This window comes from Bradyrhizobium ferriligni (assembly GCF_056837965.1).
Window position 1 is genome coordinate 1 of record NZ_JBXEJO010000116.1, and the last position, 19,281, is coordinate 19,281.

Genomic DNA, 19,281 nt, shown 5'->3' on the forward strand with positions numbered 1-19,281 from the left:
AGATGTGTATACGAGACAGCTCTCCACGAGTCGTATGGTGGAGAGAGCCCCCACCCGCATCGCATCTTCGATGCGATGCGACCTTCCCCGCAAGCGGGAGAGGTGGAAGTACCGACCGATGAGGCGATCTGTTCCTACAGCGTCTTGATGAACTCGATCAGGGCGCGGCGCTCGTCTTCCTTCAGCTCCGGCCCGATCACGCCGGTGCGCTTCTCGTTGGAGAATTCGTGTCCGGAATTGCTGTTGCCGCGCTTGGTGGTGTCGAGCGCGAAGGCGTTCTTGATCTTGTCCTTCCAGACATAGCCGAGATCCTTGGGATCATACTCCCGGCTGCCGAGATAGAAGCTTGCGGGACGATCCTTCGCCGGCGACAGCAGTGCGTAGATGGTCGGGACCGAGCCGTTGTGCAGATAGGGCGGAGTCGCCCAGATGCCGTTGAGCGGCCGGACCTTGTAGGCGAGCGGCGCCTGGATCTCGTTCGGCCGGTAGCCGTTGATGCGCTTGCGATCTTCCGGCGGGGTCTTGTTCTGGTCGTACCAATAATCGATGGTCTTCTCGACGAGATCGCCGAGCGCCGGACCGAAACTGCCGTCCTTGATGTTCAGATTGGCCGGCGTTTCGACGGTGCGGTGCGCGAGGCCTTCGGCTTGCGCGCTGTCGGTGCCGATATGGCTGATCGGAATCATCTCGACATCGAGCAGCGGCTGGCCGGCCTCGTTCTTGATCCAGCGCTTCTTGTCCTTGAACAGCGCAAAGGCTTCGCTCGCGGGCAGCGCCTTGCTGTCGATCGCCGGGCCGTGGCAACCCTGGCAATGCGTCTTGTAGAGCTCGCCGCCCTTCTTCGCGAGATCCATGTTGATTGGCGGCAGGATGTTCTCCGGCCATTTCGGCGACGCAAGTCCGCCAAAGCCCTTGTCCTCGCTGGGCGGCTCGCCGGCGATCATCCGCTCCATCTCGTGCAGCACGTCAATCCGCGCGCTCGATTTGTAAAGTCCCTTGGACTCGTCGAGCAGGTTGAGCTCGGCGCTGACGCCGAGCGCCTCGCCGGCGTTGCGCACCATCGGCTGCATGATCGAGCCGTCATATTGCACCCAGCTGAACCACGGTGCGTTCCAGATTCGCGGGAAATGCACCGGCGCCGAATGCGAGGCGTAGTTGTTCGGGTTGTTCAGGTCGATCGAGAACACCTGGTTGCCGATCCGGTTCAGCGCGTCGAGCCGCGCATAGCCTTCCTCGACGCTGTTGGCGGCGACCTTGTTCTCGAGCGAATTGATGTTGGCGTATTGCTTCAGCACGAGATCGAGTTGGCCGCGCAGCGCCATGCGCTCGTCGAGGCTGGCATCCTTGCCGAGGATCTCGTCGGCAAAGCGCGAGAAGCGGCCCGGCCAGAACCGCGTCAGCAGCAGCGAGACGCCGACGCTCTTCTGGAATTCGAACAGATTGGTGTTGGCCGGCCCGCCGTCGATCACGATCTCGGTGCCGCGATAGCTGAAGCTGCCGGTGTGGCAGGCGGCGCAGGTGAGGCCTACGCCGGTCATGTCGGCCTTGCTGTGCGGGTTGCGCCATGGCGCGCCGTTGGCATCGGCCATCGGGCCGCCCTGCGCAAAGCCGATCGGCAGCGCATCGGGTTTGCCCGGAATCACCGTGTCGGGAATAAAGCCGAAGCGGCCGAGATAATTGGTCTCGCTCAGTCGCGGCGCCGCGGTGAACAGCGGCCAGACCGTCGGCTGCTCCAGCGCCATGAACCATTCATGGGGAATGCCGAAGGTCCGCGTGCCCTGGTCGGCGTGGTAGAACCAGCGCAGCCGCTCCGCGCTGACATTCTGATCCAGCCACACGGTCTTTGCCGGCGGCTGGTAGTCGACGACCTTGACGCGGAAGCCGCTCGCGACCGTCTCGATATCGTCCTTGAAATAGAGGACGCCGGCGACAATCAACAGTCCGATGACGAATATCGTCTTGCGAGGCATGCCCCGTTCCCCCAATTCGCGGTACCCGCGCCTCATATGGACGAGATGTTAAAATTCGCCGAAAAACGAGTTCGCGTTAAGCGTGTGATGCGGTGTGCGCCATCCTACAGTGGCGGCGCTTGGTCTAACAACGGAAATGTTGATTGGCTGTGAGCCAGTTCACTTGCGGCGTGCCGGTTGCGGCGGCATTTGCGCGCATCGAGGCCTGCGACTAGAAGTAACGGAGCAACAATTCTTCGAGATGTCATCTTGAACGCGTCAGCCGCACAACCGCTTTCGATCACCGTCTCGGACGACGGCACGGTGTCCGCGCTGCTGCTGCGGCCGGCGCAGGCCCATAGCGCCTATGTGTTTGCCCATGGCGCCGGCGCCGGCATGACGCATCCCTCGATGGCCGTGATCGCGGAGGGCCTGGCGGAGCGCGGCATCGCGACATTGCGCTATCAGTTTCCCTACATGGAGAAGGCCAGCAAGCGGCCCGATCCGCCCGCCGTCGCGCAGACAACGGTCCGTGCCGCGGTGGCGGAAGCTGTGCGTCATTGCGGCGAACTGCCGCTGTTCGCCGGCGGCAAGTCGTTCGGCGGACGCATGACCTCGCAGGCGCAGGCCAGGGCGCCGCTCGCCGGCGTGCGCGGGCTGGTGTTCCTCGGCTTTCCGCTGCATCCCGCCGGCAAGCCGTCGAGCGAGCGGGCCAAGCATCTCGCCGAGGTCAAGGTCCCGATGCTGTTCCTGCAGGGCACGCGCGATGCGCTGGCCGAGCTCGATCTGCTCGAGCCCGTGGTGAAGGGATTGGGGGCGCGTGCGACGCTGCATCTGGTGCAGGAGGCCGATCACTCCTTCCATGTCCTCAAGCGCTCCGGCCGCAACGACCGCGAGGTGATGACCGAACTGCTCGATGCCTTCGCGGGTTGGGTCGCGAAGCATTCATAGGTGTGTAGCCCGGATGAGCGAAGCGACATCCGGGGTCTGCATGCCGCGGGCGAGATCGGTCCCGGATATCGCGGAGCCTGTCATCGGGCGCGCGTTCGCGCGACCCGTTGGCTCATTCGGGCTACGCTTGGCCGCGAAAGGGATGTTATTCTCCACCCATGACAAAAATCCTGATCGTCAATCCCAACACCACCGCATCGATGACCGCGACCATCGCGGCCGCCGCGCGGGCGGTCGCCGCTGATGGCACCGAGATCGTCGCCGTCACATCTGCGATGGGACCGGCCTCGATCGAAGGCTTCTATGACGAGGCCTTCGCCGTTCCCGGGCTGATCGAGGCGCTGCTGAAGACGCCCGATGCCGATGCCGGCATCATCGCCTGCTTCGACGATACCGGGCTCGATGCCGCGCGGTCGGCGGCGCGCTATCCGGTGGTCGGCATCTGCGAGGCGGCGCTGGTCACCGCCAGTCAGATCGCCAAGCGCATCGGCGTCGTCACCACGCTGCCGCGCTCGATCGTCCCGCTGGAGGAACTGGTCCGCCGCTACGGCTTTGCCGACCGCGCGGTGGTCACCGCCTGCGATGTCGCGGTGCTCGATGTCGAGAAGCCGGGCTCGGGCGCCAAGGCCAAGCTGGAGGCCGAGATCGCGCGGGCACTGGACAAGGGCGCGGACGCCATCGTGCTCGGCTGCGCCGGCATGGCCGATCTTGCCCACGAGCTGTCGGTGCAATTCGGCGCGCCCGTGGTCGACGGCGTGGCCGCCGCGGTGAAGCAGGCGGAAGCGCTTGCCGGCCTCAAGCTCACAACGTCACGTCGCGGTGCTTATGCGTCGCCCGCGGCCAAGGCCTATTCCGGCCTGCTGGAGAACTTTGCGCCGCCGCCAGCCTGACGTCGGCTACGGGTCAGCCTGACGCCGCGCCGCCATAGATCCGGTCGCGCAGGCGGCGCATGCCGGACAGCCAGCGCTCGCGATTGGTGGCCTTGCGCTGCATGTATTCCTGCACCTGCGGATGCGAGAGAATCAGGAAACGTTCTTCAGCCATCGCCTCGATCACCATCCGCGCCACCTCGCCCGGCTGCAGCACGCCGTCGACGCGCGCGGCACTCGGGCCCGGCGTCGTCATGCCTGTCTGCACCGATTGCGGACAGAGCACGGAGACGCGGATGCCGCGATCGCCATACTGGATGGCGAGATGCTCGGCGAGCGCGACCGCGGCGTTCTTGGTCACGCCGTAAGGCATCGAGTTCAGCGAGGCCAACAGCCCCGCGGCGGATGCAGTGTTGATGAGATAGCCGGAGCCGCGCGCGAGCATGCCGGGCACCAGTGCGCGCGCCGCGAACACGTGGCTCATGACATGCACGCGCCAGCTCACGTCCCAGTCGGCATCGGACGCGGTCTCCTGTCCCTTGCGCGACAGCCCGGCATTGGAGAAGAACACGTCGACCGGGCCATATTTGTCCTCGGCCGCGGCGATCAACGCCTTGATGTCCTCCTCGAGCCCGACGTCGGCGGTGACCGCCAGACCGTCGATATCGCCGGCGACGCTCGCGAGCCGATCGCGCGAGGTCTTGAGATCGGCGACCACGACGCCGCGCGCACCGGCGTCCGCATAGGCCCGCGCCACCGCTTCGCCGATGCCGCTCGCGCCGCCGGTGACGACGCAGACCTTGTCCTTGACTTGCATGGTTCGATGTCCCTGCTTGTTATCGTGGTGGGTCGGATTGTCAGCCCTGATACAGGCCCTTGTCACGCGCCTTCTGGATCGCGAGCGCGGCCATCAGGTCGAGCATCGGGGTCGAAATGTCGGCTGCACGGGCAAATGCGGCCGGCGCGCGCACCAGTACGTCGATCTCCATGGCGCGCCCGAGTTCGTAATCCTGCAGGATCGATGGCTTGTGGTCCGGCGCCGGCCCGCTGCGGGTGACGCGCTTGACGGCGGGGATATAGCTTGTCGCCACCGCATTGGCTTCGTCGAGCAGGCGCGGGATCACGTCCTGCATGTCGGGATCGTCGCGGACGCCGCGCGCGGTCAGCCCGGTCAACAGGCAGAGCACCGACATCGACATGTTGGTCAATAGCTTTGACCAGATCGTCTCGCGGATCTCCTTGACCTCGGGCGATTCGATCGCGGCGTCGTTGAGCGCCGCGCGCAGGCGGGCGATGCGCTCGCTCTGCCGATCGTCGCATTCACCGATCAAGAGGCGGTTGCGGTCCGGCGACAGGTTCGCGACGACGCCCGGCGCGACCACCTCGTTGGAGGAAAAGATCACGCCGCCGATGATCCGCTCCTTCAGGATGACGCTGCGCAAATGCCCGCCGGGATCGAGGAAGCCGAGGTCGGGGATGGCGGGATGCTGCGGCGGCAGGCCGAGATCGTACCACCAGGGAATGCCGTTCTGCGCGAACACGATTGATGTGTCGCGCCGAAGCAGCGGCGGGAGCCCGGTTGCGAGCGCGCCGATGCCGGTCGCCTTCAGCGTGCTGATGACGATGTCTTGCGGTCCCAGATCGGCAGGATCGGCTGAGGCCTTCACCTTCGCGGTGACGCTGCTATCGCCGACCTTCAGCGTCAGTCCATTGGTCTTGACCGCGTCGAGATGCGGCCCGCGCATCACGCACGCCACATCGTGACCGGCGCGCGCGAGCCGGACCGCGAGGTGGCTGCCGACGGCGCCCGCGCCAAAAATGCAAATACGCATGAGTGGAACAATTCTCCGCAACGTGCCCCGTCAGTTTCCACAAGCGCGGGGCATCGCGCAACCCGTCATGCGCGTGGCGCGGTCGCGCGCGCTCGAAAGTGATGGATCAGGGCATCCGCTCTCGCCATAGTGCAAGGCTGGTACAAGACAACAGCAATGCCGAACGAGGGAGCAACGTCATGTCGGCCAGCCCAGTCCTGTGGAGCCTCGATGCGCGCGGGGTCGCGACCGTCACGCTGAATCGTCCCGAGGTCAACAATGCCTATGATGGCGCGCTGATTGCAGGCGTGTTGGCCGCGATCGACGATCTCTCGACCAAACCGCTGCGTGTCGTCGTGCTGAAGGGCAACGGCAAGCATTTCCAGGCCGGCGCCGACCTGAAATGGATCAACGGCGTGCGGCCGAAATCGTTCGAGGAGAACGAGGCGGCGTCGCGCGCCACTTTCGAGGCGGTGCAGCGCCTCAACACGCTGCCGGTCCCGACCGTGGCGCTGGTGCAGGGCGGATGCTTCGGCGGCGGCACCGGCGTGATTTCGGCCTGCGATATCGTGATCGCGGCCGACAATGCGCTGTTCTCGATCACCGAGGTGCGCTGGGGCCTGACCGCGGCGATCATCATTCCGCAGCTCTGCGACGCGATCGGCGTCCGCCAGGTGCGTCGCTATGCGCTGACCGGCGAACGGTTCGGCGCCGACGATGCCCGCCGCATCGGTCTCGTCCATGAGGTGGTGCCATCAGCCGATCTCGACAGCGCCGGCGCCAAGGTCGTCGAGCAACTGCTCGGCAATGCGCCGGATGCGATGGCCGAGACCAAGAAGCTCGCGATGGAAAGCTCGTTCGGCGGCATGGCCGTGGACGATGAGGCCTACAAGCGCCTCGTTCATCTGCATTCGGCCAAGCGGCAGACCGCGGAAGCTGCCGAAGGGCTTGCATCCTTCGCCGAGAAGCGCGCCGGCCGCTGGGGCGGCGGCGCGTAAGCTCAGCAGCCGCGGCAGATGCCGCGCATGCTGCGATAGACTTCTTCGTCGTCACGGCGCATCTGCTGCAGCTGATCGAATGTCTTCGATTCGCTCGACCGCGCCACCGGCGGCTCGGGCTTGCGCTTCGCAGCAAGGTCCTGCTCTTGCCGATGGTAGCAGGCCTCGCGCTCCGCCTTGGCCTCAATGAAGCGGCAGGTCTCGATCGCCGCCGCGGGCGTCGCAACGATGATGAGACCAAACGACATTGAGATCAGGAGTTTCAAGCGGGCGATCCTTTCGCGTCCTTGTCTCAGCTCGGCATGCCAACGGCAAGGCCGGCGTCCTATCACAGCGGCTGCGACAGCGATTTTTTCAATGTCTTCAGCAGCGCCTGCACCGCGGCGGCATCGATGCGGCGCTCGGGAACGGCGGCCTTGACCCACAATTCGGGGATCGGAAAGTCGATGAGTACCGGCTGCAACGCGCCGTCGCGCAGCGCGTCCGCGACCAGATAATGCGAGAGCAGCGCAATGCCGTTGCCGGCGATCGCGCTTTGCGCCAGCACGCGGCCTTCGTTCGAAGAGAGAATCGGGCGGACCTGGATATTGATGCGGCCACGCGGTCCCTCGAACGGCCATTCCGGTCCGGTCGGCAGAAAGCTGAGGCAGCGATGATCGACCAGGTCGCGCGGATGCTTCGGTATGCCGTGCTTCTTCAGATAGGCCGGCGAGGCGCACACGAGGCGCGGCAGCCGGCACAAAGGCTCGTCGACCACGCCGCCAAAGGAATGTGGGAAGGCGCCGATCGCGAGGTCGAAACCTTCGGTCACCGGATCGACCGGGCGGTCGATCATCACGATTTCGAGCTTCACGCTTCCGTTCTGCTTCTGGAAGATCGTGAAGGCATCGGCGAGCCGCGCAACCGTCAGCGAGGTCGGCGCCTTGACGCGCAGATGATCGGAGAGGTCGCGCTGCTTCTCGCCCATCCGCGACAAGAGATCGCCGACATCGGCAACGACGCCACGGGCGCGATGCACATATTGTTGCCCGGCCTCGGTCAGGCGCAACTGGCGGGTCGAGCGGTGGAACAGCGCGGTGCCGATCCGCTCCTCGAGCTGGGTGACGCGCTTGGCGACGACGGATGTCGCGACATTGAGCTTGCGCGCCGCGGCGGAAAAGCCGCCGGCATCGGCGGTGGCGAGGAAGGCTTCGAGATTGACCAGCGTATCCATCTGCCTTGCTTGAGCCTTTCTCGATTCGCGAAAGCTGATTACATAATTTGGTGGATTGTACTGCAATCTGCATCAATTCATAGTTGGCCCAATCAACTTTGTTCAGGGCGGAAATGATGCGAGCGAGCACGATCGAAGAACCTGCGCGGCAAGTCCCGGTCTATGGCGAATATGACGTGGTGGTGCTCGGCGGCGGACCGGCCGGCATCGCGGCAGCGGTCGGCGCGGCGCGCGCCGGACGGCGGACCTTGCTGATCGAGCGTTACGGATTTCTCGGCGGCATGGGCACCGCGGCCGGCGTGACCAACTTCTGCGGACTGCACGCCAACGTCTTCGGCGAGATGCACCGCGTGGTGCAGGGCATCGCCTCCGACCTGCTGGCGCGGATCGACCGGCTCGGCGGGCTGAACGCGCCGCATCTGATCCTCGGCAAGATTTTCGCGCAGGCCTACGACACCGCGGCCTACAAGATCGCGGCCGACGATCTGCTGGCGCATCACAAGGTCGACATCCTGTTCCACGCGCTCGGCGCCGGCGTCGTCATGGATGGTTCGCACATCCGTGCGCTGATGGTCGAAACCAAGGCCGGCCGGCAGGCGGTGCGCGCCAGCATCTTCATCGATTGCTCCGGTGACGGCGATCTCGCGGTGTGGGCGGGGGCGCCCCATGAAGTCGGCGACAACCAGGGCGGCATGCTCTACCCCTCGATGATGTTCCGCCTCAACGGCATCGATCCGGCGAAGGCCGGCGATGCGTGGCGCACCATCCCGGAGCGGATGGCACAGGCCGAGGCCGCCGGGACGCATAAATTCCCGCGCAAATCCGCCATCGTGCGGCCGCAGAAATCGCAGATCGAATGGCGGGTGAATTTCACCCAGGTGACGCGCAGCGACGGCGGCGCCATTTCCGGCATTGATCCCGACGACATGACGCGCGGCGAGATCGAGGGCCGCCGCCAGGCGGTCGAAGCGTTCAAGTTCCTGCGCACGGTGCCCGGCTTCGAGAATTCCTACATCGTCGATCTGCCGCCGCAGCTCGGCATCCGCGAGACGCGGCGTGTGATCGGCGGCTACATGCTGTCCGGCGAAGACGTGCTGGGCTGCGCCTCGTTCGAAGATTCGATCGGCGTCAATGGCTGGCCGAAGGAATCCCATGTGCCAGGCGATGTGATCTTCGAGTTTCCGCCGATCCCGGAGAGCCGCGGCTATAACGAGTTGCCGTACCGCATGCTGGTACCTGATGGCGTCGACAATCTGCTGGTCGCCGGCCGCTGCGCCTCGATGACCCATGAAGGGCAATCGGCGGCGCGCGTCTCCGGTGCCTGCTTTGTGATGGGCGAGGCGGCGGGAACCGCAGCCGCGCTCGCGCTGTCGGGCAATACGATTCCGCGCGACATTTCCGTCGAAAAGTTGCAACAACAGCTCGGCACACAGGGCGCGTTCATCGGCCGCGATCAGGCCGTACCTGAAGGATTATGAGTGGAGACGGCAATGAAGGGTTGGGCGCGGCTCGCACTCGCGGGTCTCCTGGTGTGGGCCGCGAGCGGTATGGCGCGGGCCGATGATCTCCTGAAGGCGAAGATCGGCGTCTTGCGTCTGTCGTCCTCGGCGCCGGTGTTCATCGCGCAGGACAAGGGCTATTTCCGCGACGCCGGGCTCGACGTCGAGCTGAAGTTCTTCGACGCGGCGCAGCCGATCGCGGTCGCGACCGCGTCAGGCGATGTCGATTTCGGCATCACCGCCGTCACCGCCGGCCTCTATAATCTCGCCGGCAAGGGCACGCTGAAGGTGATCGGCGGCATGAGCCGCGAGAAGGCCGGCTATCCCCTGATCGGCTATTTCGCCAGCAACAACGCCTATGCGAGCGGCCTCAAGACGCCGAAGGATCTGGCGGGCAAGCGCGTCGCGGTGACCCAGGTCGGCTCCAGCTTCCATTATTCGCTCGGCCTGCTCGCCGACAAATACGGCTTCAAGCTGTCCGACGTGAAGGTGGTGCCGCTGCAGTCGCTGTCGAACGCGGCCGCGGCGCTGAAGGGCGAAACCGTCGACGCCGCGCTGCTGCCGGTCTCGACCGCGCGGACGCTGATGGATTCCAACGGCGCGAAATTGCTCGGCTGGGTCGGCGACGAGACGCCGTGGCAGTTAGGGGCCATCTTCGCGTCGCCGAAGGCGCTGACCAACGCACCGCTGGTGACCAGGCTGCTCACCGCGCTCACCCGTGCCGACCACGAATATCACGACGTGATCCTGACTGCGATCAAGGACGGCGTGGCGCCGATCAACGACAAGACCAGGCCGCTGCTCGAGATCATCGCCAAATACACCAACCTGCCGGTCGCGCAGGTGGTCGGCAATTGCGCCTATATCGATCCCGACGGCAAGCTCGATGTAAAGAACCTCGACAACCAGATCAAATGGCTGCAGGGGCAGGGTTTCGTGGACAAGGGCTTTGATGCCAACGCGATCATCGCGAAGGATTATGTGAAGGCGGATTGATGATGAGCCGCGCGCACCACTCCAACTCCGTCATCCTGAGGAGCCGCGAAGCGGCGTCTCGAAGGATGCACGGCCCGGCTACATCCGGGCCGTGCATCCTTCGAGACGCGCTTCGCGCTCCTCAGGATGACGGTTCAAGCTGGAAAGGCGTCGCGCCATGGACCTGATCGCCGACCATATCAGCCATCGCTTCGGCGCACTCGACGTGCTCGACGATGTCTCCTTCACGGTGCGCGCCGGCGAGATTGTCGCGATCGTCGGTCCGTCCGGCTGCGGCAAGAGCACCTTGCTGTCGATCCTCGGCGGCCTGCTGCGGCCAGCTGCAGGCGCCGCCGAGCTGCGCGGCGCCGCGCCGGCCGATAGCCTCAATCCGCTGACCTTCGTGTTCCAGGATTTTGCCCTGCTGCCGTGGAACACAGTCGAAGAGAACGTCGCGTTTCCGCTGCTCCATACGGGCTTGAGTGCCGGCGAGCGCCGCGCCGTGGTCGACGATGCGCTGCGTCGCACCGGGCTCTCGGATTTTCGCGCCGCCTATCCCAAGCAGCTGTCCGGCGGCATGCGCCAGCGCGTCGGCATTGCGCGGGCACTGGCGGTTCGCCCCGCGATCCTGTTGATGGACGAGCCGCTGTCGGCGCTGGATTCGCAGACCCGCGAGCTCCTGATGGAGGATTTCGTCCGTCTGCTCGCCGACGGCGCGATGGGCGCGGTCTATGTCACGCATAATCTCGAGGAAGCGGTGCGGCTCGCCGATCGCGTCGTGGTGCTGTCGCGCCGCCCTGGCCGCATCCGGGAAATCGTGACCATCCCGATGACGCGCGCCGAGCGCGGCACGACGGATGCGCGCGGGCCGATGGCCGCGCTGCAGGGTGAGCTGTGGTCGCTGATCCGGAAGGAGGCGATCGATGCCGAACGCGAGGTCCAGCATGCTTGACCGCGCGCCGCGGGAAACGAAAGACCAATCGGCGGAGGCGACGCGCCCGGTCGCGTTTCGCGGCGCCGGCTTCACGCCTGGCGGAAGCCGCCATGCCGGCTGGATCGCGCTCGCGCTTGTGATCGCGGTCTGGCAGCTCGCCGGCAGCGCAGGTTGGGTCAATCCGCTGTTCCTGCCGGCGCCGTCGGCGATCGCGGTCGCGATCTATAAGCTCGCGACCTCGGGCGCGCTGTGGCAGCACCTGTCGTGGTCGATCATGCGGATCGGCACCGGCTGGCTCATCGGCACGGCCGCCGGCGTCGTGGTCGGCTTTGCGATCGGGCTGTCGACCATGGCGCGCGGCGTCGGCATCACCTTCATCTCGGCGCTGTTTCCGATTCCGAAGATCGCGCTGCTGCCGCTCCTGATCCTCTGGCTCGGGATCGGCGAGGAGCCGAAGATCGCAACCATCGCGCTTGGCGTGTTCTTCTCGACCGCGATCTCGGTCTATAGCGGCGTCGATGCGGTGCCGCGCAATCTGATCCGGATGGCGCAAAGCTTCAACGTGCCGTTCCACGCCATCGTGCGCCGCGTGATCTGGCCCGGCGCGCTGCCCTCGATCCTCGCCGGCTTCCGCATCACCGCGTCGGTAGCGCTGCTGCTCGTGGTCAGCGCCGAGATGATCGGCGCGCAATACGGCATCGGCGCCTTCGTGCTGCAGGCCGGCAATCTGATGCAGACCGATCAGCTGCTCGCCGGCGTCGTGATCCTGTCGCTGTTCGGGCTTGCGGTGGGGAAGCTGATCAATTTGCTGGAGACACGCCTGCTGCACTGGCGGTGAGGCGCGCTGCCGCCGCAACATCCGCCGTCGTCCCGGCGAAGGCCGGGACCCATAACCACGGGGCGTGGTTGTTAGAAAGGGCTGGGGCCCCAGCGCCTCGAACAACAAGACTCTGTGGTTATGGGTCCCGGGTCGCGCTTCGCTTGCCCGGGACGACAGCATTACACTTTGCCGCGCCCCTTACGCGTTGCCCCTGTCCTCGCGGAACAGGTCGAGCTTCTGCTGCACCGGGCGGTCGGAGAACGAGAACAGCACGGAGTCGGCATCGGCCTCGTGGGTGACCCAGTGCCAGCTCGGCACCACGAACAAATCGCGCGGTCCCCACTCGAAGGTCTGGTCGCCGACCCTGGTGCGGCCCTTGCCCTCGATCGCGGCGAACACGGTGGCATCGGTTGCGCGATAGCGCGCGGTCTTGAAACCCTTCGGCAGCAGCTGGATGAAGGTGCCGATGGTCGGCATCGCAAAATCGCCGGTCTCGGGATTGGAGAACTTCAGCTTCAGGCCGTGGCAGGCGTCCCATTCGTCGCTGACCTTGGCCTTCTCCAGCGCCTCGCGGGTGTATTCATAGGGATAGTTGAAGATCGGCGAGGTCTTCGACGTCCGCTTCTGGTCGATCGGCAGCAGATTGTGCCCGTAACGCGCGAAGCTTGCGCCGGCCGGCTTGGAGATCGACTGCTGGTCCTCCTTGGCGCCTTCGGCAAACGAGCAGTCGAAGAACTGCACCATCGGGATGTCGAGCCCGTCGAGCCAGAACATCGGCTCATTGGTTTCGTTGGAATGGTCGTGCCAGGTCATCGACGGCGTGATGACGAAGTCGCCCGGCGACATCGCGGTGCGCTCGCCATCGACAGCGGTGAAGGCGCCCTTGCCCTCGAGCACGAAACGCAGCGCCGATTGAGCATGGCGATGGGCGGGGGCGATGTCGCCCGGCACCACCATCTGCACGCCGGCGAACAGCGAGGTCGTGATCCTGGACTGGCCGCGCAGGCCTGGATTTTCCAGCACCAGCACGCGGCGCTCGGCTTCCTTGGCCGTGATCAGCTTGCCGGCCTCGTTCATATAGTCGCGGATCTGGTCGAACTTCCATAAGTGAGGACGGCAGGCGCTTTTCGGCTCAGGCGTGATCAGATCGTTCATCACGTTCCACAGCGCCGAGAGGTTCTGGCCGTCGATCTTCTTGTAGAACGCCTCGCGCTCCGGGGTCTTCTGCACGGCTTCCATGGCAAGCCTCCCATCATTCTTGTTGGTGCAATTTAATTGACAGTATACTGACAATATGGCTAGCGTCAATCAAACAAGCCCATAGCGTTTTCGAGCGAAGTGGATACCGGTTCGCGTGAAGAAAACGCGTCAAAACCAGAATAATGCAAGGGAGGTTCCGATGAAGCTGCATGGCTATTTCCGCAGCAGCGCGTCCTACCGGGTCCGGATCGCCCTCAATCTGAAGGGGCTCACGTCGGAGCATCTGCCGCATCATTTGCGCAAGGGCGAGCAGTGCGCGCCGGCCTATCTCGCGATCAATCCGCAGGGGCTGGTGCCGACCCTGGAGAGTGATGCCGGCGCGATCCTCACCCAGTCGCTAGCGATCATCGAATGGCTCGACGAGACCAATCCCAATCCGCCGCTGCTGCCGAACGATCCGCTGCGGCGCGCCAAGGTGCGGGCGTTTGCGCAGGCGATCGCCTGCGACACCCATCCGGTGCAGAATTTGAAGGTGCTGGCGCGGCTGCGGCAGCTCGGCCTGCCCGAAGCGCAGGTGACGGAATGGGCGGCCTGGGCCAATCGCGAGGGACTGTCGGCCTGCGAGACCCTGATCGCGGCGGAGTCCGGGCCGTTCTGTTTTGGCGATACGCCGACGCTTGCCGATCTCTGCCTGGTGCCGCAGCTCGCCAATGCGCGGCGCTTCGGCGTCGACGTCTCGGCCTATCCGCGCCTGCTCAAGGCCGAGGCCGCGGCGAAACAGGTCAAGGCGTTCGCCGACGCCGCCCCGGACAAGCAGCCCGATGCCGAATAACAAGCCAACGCCCGTCACGATGGACGCGGTGTACACCGCACCCGGCTACCTGTTCCGGCGGATGCAGCAGATCGCGGTCGCGCTGTTCATCGAGGAGTGCAAGGCGTTCGACCTGACGCCGGTGCAATACGCCGCGCTGGTCACGATCTCGACCCATCCCGGCATCGACGCCACGAGGCTCTCGGCGGTGATCGCGTTCGACCGTTCCACGCTCGGCAATGTGATCGAGCGGCTGCAGGCCAAGGAGTTCATCGTGCGCAAGCCGGCGCCCGAGGACAAGCGCGTCAAGCTGCTCTATCTTACCAAGGCCGGCGCGGCGGTGCTGAGCGACATCATGCCCTCGGTCGACAAGGCGCAGGCGCGGATGCTGCAGCCGCTGAAGCCGGCCGACCGCAAGACGCTGCTGGCGCTGTTGACCCAGCTCGTCGACCTCAACAACGAGGCGTCGCGGGTGCCGCTGCGCGCCGAGGACGCGCTCGAACATCTCGGGAGGTCGGGCTGATGGCGGAGACGAGACCTGTGCTGATCGCGGGTGGCGGCATCGGCGGCCTCGCCGTGGCGCTGGGCCTCGCGCAAAAAGGCATCCGCTCGATCCTGCTGGAGAAGGCCGCCGCGCTCGGCGAGATCGGTGCCGGCATCCAGCTCGGCCCGAACGCGTTCCACGCCTTCGACTATCTCGGCGTCGGCGAGGCCGCGCGCAACATGGCGGTCTATATCGATCAGCTGCGGCTGATGGATGCGCTGACCGCCGACGAGATCACCCATATCGATCTCGGCGATGCGTTTCGCGCGCGGTTCGGCAATCCCTATGCCGTGGTGCATCGCGGCGATCTGCACGGTGTGTTCCTGCGTGCATGCCAGAACCACGAGCTGATCGAGCTGCGCGTGTCCAGCGAGGTGACAGGTTACGAGCAGGATGGTTCGTCCGTGACGGCAAAGCTCGCCGATGGCGAGCGGATTGCCGGCCGCCTCCTGATCGGCGCCGATGGCTTGTGGTCAAACATCCGCAAGCAGGTCACGGCGGACGGCCCGCCGCGCGTCTCCGGCCACACCACCTATCGCTCGGTGATTCCGACCGAGCGGATGCCGGAGGATCTGCGCTGGAATGCGGCCACGCTGTGGGCCGGCCCGAAATGCCACATCGTGCATTACCCGCTGTCGGGCTGGAAGGTGTTCAACCTCGTCGTCACCTATCACAACAATGCGCCGGAGCCGGTCGCGGGCAAGCCGGTGTCCGAAGCCGAGGTGATGAAGGGTTTTACCCACGTCCATGAGCGGGCGCAGAACATCATCCGCCACGGCACCAACTGGAAGCTTTGGGTGCTGTGCGACCGCGATCCGAACGGGCAATGGATCGACGGCCGCGTGGTGCTGCTCGGCGACGCCGCGCATCCGATGCTGCAATATTTCGCGCAGGGCGCCTGCCAGGCGATGGAGGACGCGGTCTGCCTGTCGCACATGCTGGCCAGTCACGATGACCAGACAGCGGCGCTCGAATCCTACAGCGCGCAACGCTTCCCGCGCACCGCGCGCGTACAACTGATGTCACGCGCGATCGGCGAACACGTCTACCATCCCTCGGGCGAGCACGCCCGCATCCGCAACGCGATCATGAGCGCGAAGTCGCAGGCCGAGTGGTGTGACGATATCGCGTGGCTGTATGGCGGGACCGGGCTGAAGGCGTAACTGCCCGACGGTCGATACACGCGGCAAGCTCGCTGCATTCTCCCTCGTCGTCCCGGACAAGCGAAGCGCGATCCGGGACCCATAACCGCGAATGGTTGTTGTTGAGGTGAGCTGGAGCCCCAGCTTTCGCGCCACAGACATTTGTGGTTATGGGTCCCGGCTTTCGCCGGGACGGCATCGAATGTGTGGCCGGATGGTGGAACAGCTAATTGTTGTTCGTCGTCCCGGACAAGCGAAGCGCGATCCGGGACCCATAACCACGAATGGTTGTTGTTGAGGTGAGCTGGAGCCCCAGCCTTCGCGCCACAAATATTTGTGGTTATGGGTCCCGGCTTTCGCCGGGACGACACCGAATGTGTGGCCGGATGGTGGAACAGCTAATTGTTCGTCGTCCCGGACAAGCGAAGCGCGATCCGGGACCCATAACCACGAATGGTTGTTGTTGAGGTGAGCTGGAGCCCCAGCCTTCGCGCCACGAACATTTGTGGTTATGGGTCCCGGCTTTCGCCGGGACGGCATCGAATGTGTGGCGGCAGTGTTGCGCAGTCTGGCGCTCTCACATCCGCATCACCGCCTGCCGGTCGATCTTGCCGGTGCCGGTCTTCGGCAGCTCATCGATGAATTTGACCTCGCGCGGATATTTGTACGGCAGCAGCTTTGTCTTGACGTAATCCTGCAGCTGCCGCGTCGCTTCGGCCGTGTCGAAGCCGGCCTTGTTCATGACAACCACGGCGCGCAGTGTCATGCGCCGGTCAGGCAATTCGGCGGCGTAGACGGCGCATTCGCGGACGTCGGGGTGATCGGCGAGGCAGAGCTCGACTTCGAGCGGATAGACCCACTGGCCGGAGATCTTGATCAGATCGTCGGCGCGGCCGCGGAAGAAGTGGAAGCCGTCGCTGTCGCGCATGAAGCGGTCGCCGGTGTAGATCCAGCCGTCCTCGCGCACGGTCTCGGCGGTCTTGTCCGGCCGGTTCCAGTACAGTGGCGTCGCGGAATCGCCGCGCACCCACAAGATGCCTTCCTCATTGTCGCCGACCTCGCGGCCGTCGCTGTCGCGCAGCATGATCTCGTAGCCAGGCACGCGCAGGCCGGCGGCTCCGAGCTTCTTTCGCTCCGCGCGGTTGCTGAGATAGACGTGCAGCACTTCGGTCGAGCCGAGGCCTTCGATGATCTCGAGCCCGGTGAGCCGCTTCCAGCCGTTGAAGACGTCGGCCGACAGCACCTCGGCGGCCGAGACCGCCATCCGCAGCGAGGAGAAATCGGTTTGCTCGGCGCCCTCGGCCTTGGTCAGCGAGATGTAGAGCGTCGGCAGGCCGAAGAACACGGTCGGGCGATATTGTCCGATCGCCGCGAAGATCGTAGCCGGCTTCGGCTGGCCGGGCAGCAGCAGCGTCGCCGCGCCGACCGAGAAGGGAAACGTGATCGAATTGCCAAAACCGTAGGCGAAGAAGATCTTCGGCACCGAGAAGCAGATGTCACCAGGCTCTAGCTTCAGCACGTTGCGGGCAAAGGCGCGCTCGCTATAGGCCATGTCGTGCTGCAGATGCACGATGCCCTTGGGACGGCCGGTCGAGCCCGACGAATACATCCAGAACGCCATCTCGTTGCGGTGGGTGTCGGCCGCGTCGAGCTCGATCGGAAATCCTTGCAGCCAGTCGCCGGCGTTGCGCGCCTCGGCGACGGCGTGATCGCCGGCGGCGCCATTGACCACGACCAGCGTGCGCAGCGCCGTGTCCTTGCAGGCTTCCGCGTTGAAGCGCGCACAGAATTCCGCATCGGTGACCGCGACCTGCGCGCCGGCGTCGGACAGGTAGAATTGCAGCAGCTCGGGCGTCGTCAGCGTGTTGATCAAGAGCGGCACGAAGCCGGCACGCACCGCGCCGAAGAATGCCGCGGGATAGGCCGGGGTGTCGTCGAGAAACAGCAGGATGCGGTCGCCGCGCTGCAGTCCAAGCGACCGGAAGGCGTGGCCCCAGCGCGCGGCCTCAGTGCAGAGCTCGCGATAGGTCCGCGTGCCGGCCGGGCCGGTCAACGCCAGGCGCTCGGCATTCCCGTTGCCGAGATTGTCGAACAGGATGCAGCTCGCATTGTAGCGTTCGGGGATCGTAAAGCCGATCTCGCGCGCACCTGTAGTGTCCTGCGGAACCTGGTCGGCGATCCCTGTCATGAGTGTCCCTTTGCGGCTGCGTAGCGGGCCATGAAGGCGGGCGACATCGCGCGCAGCCGCGCGTCGTCGATCCGGCCGGAGCGGGTGATGTAGCTGTAGGCAAAATCCATCAGATCGAGCTTCATGTGCGCGGGGAAATGCTCGTACCAGTCGGCACTGGTTCGCGCCGCGGTGACGAGCTTCTTCACGATCGGCTTGCGCTCGCTCTCGTAGCGGGCAAGCGCGGCGGCGATGCCGCTCTCGGTCTCCAGCGCTTTGGTCAGCGCGATCGCATCCTCGATCGCAAGCCGCGTGCCCGAGCCGATCGAGAAATGCGCCGAATGCAAGGCGTCGCCGATCAGCACCATGTTGCCGTGCGACCAGCGCTCGTTCCAGATCCACGGGAAATTGCGCCACACCGATTTGTTCGAGATCAGCCGGTGGCCGTCCAGCGTCGCGGCGAATACGTCTTCGCAAATCGCCTGCGACTCTTCGATGCTCTTGTCGGCGAAGCCGTAGGCGGCCCAGGTCGCCGCATCGCACTCGACCAGGAAGGTGCTCATGTCCTTCGCATAGCGATAGTGATGGGCGTTGAAGCTGCCGCGCTCGGTTGCCACAAAGGTCTGCGACAGCGTCGCGAAGGTTTTCGTGGTGCCGTACCAGGCGAACTTGTTTGAGGAATGCGAGACCGACGCGCCGAAGGCGGACTCATAGCCGCGGCGGACCATCGAGTTCAGCCCGTCGGCGGCGACGATCAGGTCGTAACCCCTGAGCTCATCGACCGATTGCACCACGGTGTCGAAGCGCGGCGTGACGCCTGTGCTGCGGACCCGCTGTTGCAGGATCGTCAGCAGCGCCAGCCGGCCGATCGAGGAGAACCCGACGCCGTCGATCTCGACGCTCTCACCGCGCAGATTGAGGGTGATGTTCTTCCAGCTCTCCATAAGCGGGGCGATGGCGTCGACCGTCTCGGGGTCGTCGGCGCGCAGGAAGTCCAGCGCCTGCTCGGAGAACACCACGCCGAAGCCCCAGGTGGCGCCGGCCGCGTTCTGCTCGAACAGGTCGATCTCGGCGTCGGGATGACGCTTCTTCCAGAGATAGGCGAAATAGAGCCCGCCGGGCCCTCCGCCGATCACGGCGATCCGCAACGTCTGCCTCCCAGATTGACAGTGTACTTACAATTTGGGTCCAGACTAATCGCCCTCCGGCGGGAACGCCAGAGGGAAAATGCGCGCAGTAGCAGGGACGTCGTTAGGTAGACGCGCTGTTGCGGCAGACTCGCTGCACCTCTCCCGCTTGCGGGGGAGGTCGCATCGCATCGAAAGATGCGTTGCGGGAGGGGGCTCTCTCCAGCAAACGACTCGTGGAGATACCCCCACCTGTCTCTTATACAAATCT

18 protein-coding genes are annotated in these 19,281 nt (G+C 65.1%); 10 read left to right on the forward strand and 8 right to left on the reverse strand.

Annotated features, from left to right (window positions below; translation table 11 throughout):
* Nucleotides 1-134: 134 nt before the first annotated feature.
* Nucleotides 135-1,970 (reverse strand): di-heme-cytochrome C peroxidase, encoded by a 1,836-nt coding sequence (locus tag AC1VNY_RS40330; protein ID WP_482409349.1) that lies wholly within the window; start codon nt 1,968-1,970, stop codon nt 135-137.
* 249 nt (nt 1,971-2,219) lie between these two features.
* Here AC1VNY_RS40330 and AC1VNY_RS40335 point away from each other — a divergent pair, with 249 nt between their 5' ends.
* Nucleotides 2,220-2,900, forward strand: a complete 681-nt coding sequence (locus AC1VNY_RS40335) for an alpha/beta hydrolase family protein (protein WP_482409350.1) — start codon at nt 2,220-2,222, stop codon at nt 2,898-2,900.
* A gap of 158 nt (nt 2,901-3,058) precedes the next feature.
* Entirely contained in the window at nt 3,059-3,790 is a 732-nt protein-coding gene (locus AC1VNY_RS40340; protein ID WP_482409351.1) for an aspartate/glutamate racemase family protein, read from the forward strand.
* Nucleotides 3,791-3,803: 13 nt separating this feature from the next.
* Here AC1VNY_RS40340 and AC1VNY_RS40345 read toward each other — a convergent pair whose 3' ends face one another.
* Both AC1VNY_RS40345 and AC1VNY_RS40350 read right to left on the reverse strand, forming a co-directional pair.
* Entirely contained in the window at nt 3,804-4,586 is a 783-nt protein-coding gene (locus AC1VNY_RS40345; protein ID WP_069280459.1) for an SDR family oxidoreductase, read from the reverse strand.
* A gap of 40 nt (nt 4,587-4,626) precedes the next feature.
* The gene (locus tag AC1VNY_RS40350; RefSeq protein WP_482409352.1) at nt 4,627-5,601 is read right to left on the reverse strand and encodes a 2-dehydropantoate 2-reductase; all 975 of its coding nucleotides are present in this window, start codon (nt 5,599-5,601) and stop codon (nt 4,627-4,629) included.
* Between the two features lie 179 nt (nt 5,602-5,780).
* Here AC1VNY_RS40350 and AC1VNY_RS40355 point away from each other — a divergent pair, with 179 nt between their 5' ends.
* A complete protein-coding gene (locus tag AC1VNY_RS40355) occupies nt 5,781-6,578 on the forward strand; it encodes an enoyl-CoA hydratase-related protein (protein WP_482409353.1) in 798 nt (265 codons plus the stop codon).
* Between the two features lie 2 nt (nt 6,579-6,580).
* Here AC1VNY_RS40355 and AC1VNY_RS40360 read toward each other — a convergent pair whose 3' ends face one another.
* Nucleotides 6,581-6,844 carry a hypothetical protein gene (locus AC1VNY_RS40360; RefSeq protein ID WP_411782224.1) on the reverse strand — a complete coding sequence of 88 codons (264 nt, stop codon included), beginning with the start codon at nt 6,842-6,844 and terminating at the stop codon, nt 6,581-6,583.
* Between the two features lie 62 nt (nt 6,845-6,906).
* Nucleotides 6,907-7,791: a LysR family transcriptional regulator gene (locus AC1VNY_RS40365; protein ID WP_482409354.1), complete on the reverse strand. Its 885-nt coding sequence runs from the start codon at nt 7,789-7,791 to the stop codon at nt 6,907-6,909.
* A gap of 116 nt (nt 7,792-7,907) precedes the next feature.
* Here AC1VNY_RS40365 and AC1VNY_RS40370 point away from each other — a divergent pair, with 116 nt between their 5' ends.
* The 4 genes from AC1VNY_RS40370 to AC1VNY_RS40385 all read left to right on the forward strand — a co-directional run bounded on the left by AC1VNY_RS40370 (nt 7,908) and on the right by AC1VNY_RS40385 (nt 12,037).
* The gene (locus AC1VNY_RS40370) at nt 7,908-9,269 is read left to right on the forward strand and encodes an FAD-dependent oxidoreductase (RefSeq protein ID WP_482409355.1); all 1,362 of its coding nucleotides are present in this window, start codon (nt 7,908-7,910) and stop codon (nt 9,267-9,269) included.
* A gap of 12 nt (nt 9,270-9,281) precedes the next feature.
* Nucleotides 9,282-10,286 (forward strand): ABC transporter substrate-binding protein, encoded by a 1,005-nt coding sequence (locus AC1VNY_RS40375; RefSeq protein ID WP_482409356.1) that lies wholly within the window; start codon nt 9,282-9,284, stop codon nt 10,284-10,286.
* Nucleotides 10,287-10,443: 157 nt separating this feature from the next.
* A complete protein-coding gene (locus tag AC1VNY_RS40380; RefSeq protein WP_482409357.1) occupies nt 10,444-11,217 on the forward strand; it encodes an ABC transporter ATP-binding protein in 774 nt (257 codons plus the stop codon).
* A complete protein-coding gene (locus tag AC1VNY_RS40385) occupies nt 11,210-12,037 on the forward strand; it encodes an ABC transporter permease (protein ID WP_482409362.1) in 828 nt (275 codons plus the stop codon). Before AC1VNY_RS40380 ends, AC1VNY_RS40385 begins: the two co-directional genes overlap by 8 nt.
* Before the next feature lie 180 nt (nt 12,038-12,217).
* Here AC1VNY_RS40385 and gtdA read toward each other — a convergent pair whose 3' ends face one another.
* Nucleotides 12,218-13,258 carry a gentisate 1,2-dioxygenase gene (gtdA, locus tag AC1VNY_RS40390; RefSeq protein ID WP_304497643.1) on the reverse strand — a complete coding sequence of 347 codons (1,041 nt, stop codon included), beginning with the start codon at nt 13,256-13,258 and terminating at the stop codon, nt 12,218-12,220.
* Between the two features lie 160 nt (nt 13,259-13,418).
* On the opposite strand from gtdA, the gene maiA reads away from it, so the two are divergent.
* Genes maiA through AC1VNY_RS40405 form a run of 3 tightly spaced genes read left to right on the forward strand, consistent with a single transcriptional unit; the run spans nt 13,419 to nt 15,737 of the window.
* Nucleotides 13,419-14,051: a maleylacetoacetate isomerase gene (gene maiA / locus AC1VNY_RS40395; RefSeq protein ID WP_482409358.1), complete on the forward strand. Its 633-nt coding sequence runs from the start codon at nt 13,419-13,421 to the stop codon at nt 14,049-14,051.
* Nucleotides 14,041-14,553: a MarR family winged helix-turn-helix transcriptional regulator gene (locus tag AC1VNY_RS40400; protein WP_026191972.1), complete on the forward strand. Its 513-nt coding sequence runs from the start codon at nt 14,041-14,043 to the stop codon at nt 14,551-14,553. The genes maiA and AC1VNY_RS40400 overlap by 11 nt, the downstream gene beginning before the upstream one ends.
* Nucleotides 14,553-15,737, forward strand: coding sequence for a 3-hydroxybenzoate 6-monooxygenase (locus AC1VNY_RS40405; RefSeq protein ID WP_482409359.1), 1,185 nt, complete (start codon nt 14,553-14,555; stop codon nt 15,735-15,737). The genes AC1VNY_RS40400 and AC1VNY_RS40405 overlap by 1 nt, the downstream gene beginning before the upstream one ends.
* A 556-nt stretch (nt 15,738-16,293) precedes the next feature.
* On the opposite strand, the gene AC1VNY_RS40410 is transcribed toward AC1VNY_RS40405, so the two are convergent.
* Together AC1VNY_RS40410 and AC1VNY_RS40415 are read right to left on the reverse strand one after the other, a co-directional pair.
* Complete coding sequence (locus AC1VNY_RS40410; protein ID WP_482409360.1) at nt 16,294-17,904, reverse strand: benzoate-CoA ligase family protein; 1,611 nt, start codon at nt 17,902-17,904, stop codon at nt 16,294-16,296.
* On the reverse strand, nt 17,901-19,031 hold the full coding sequence (locus AC1VNY_RS40415) for an FAD-dependent monooxygenase (protein ID WP_482409361.1): 1,131 nt from the start codon (nt 19,029-19,031) through the stop codon (nt 17,901-17,903). The genes AC1VNY_RS40410 and AC1VNY_RS40415 overlap by 4 nt, the downstream gene beginning before the upstream one ends.
* Between the last annotated feature and the right edge of the window lie 250 nt (nt 19,032-19,281).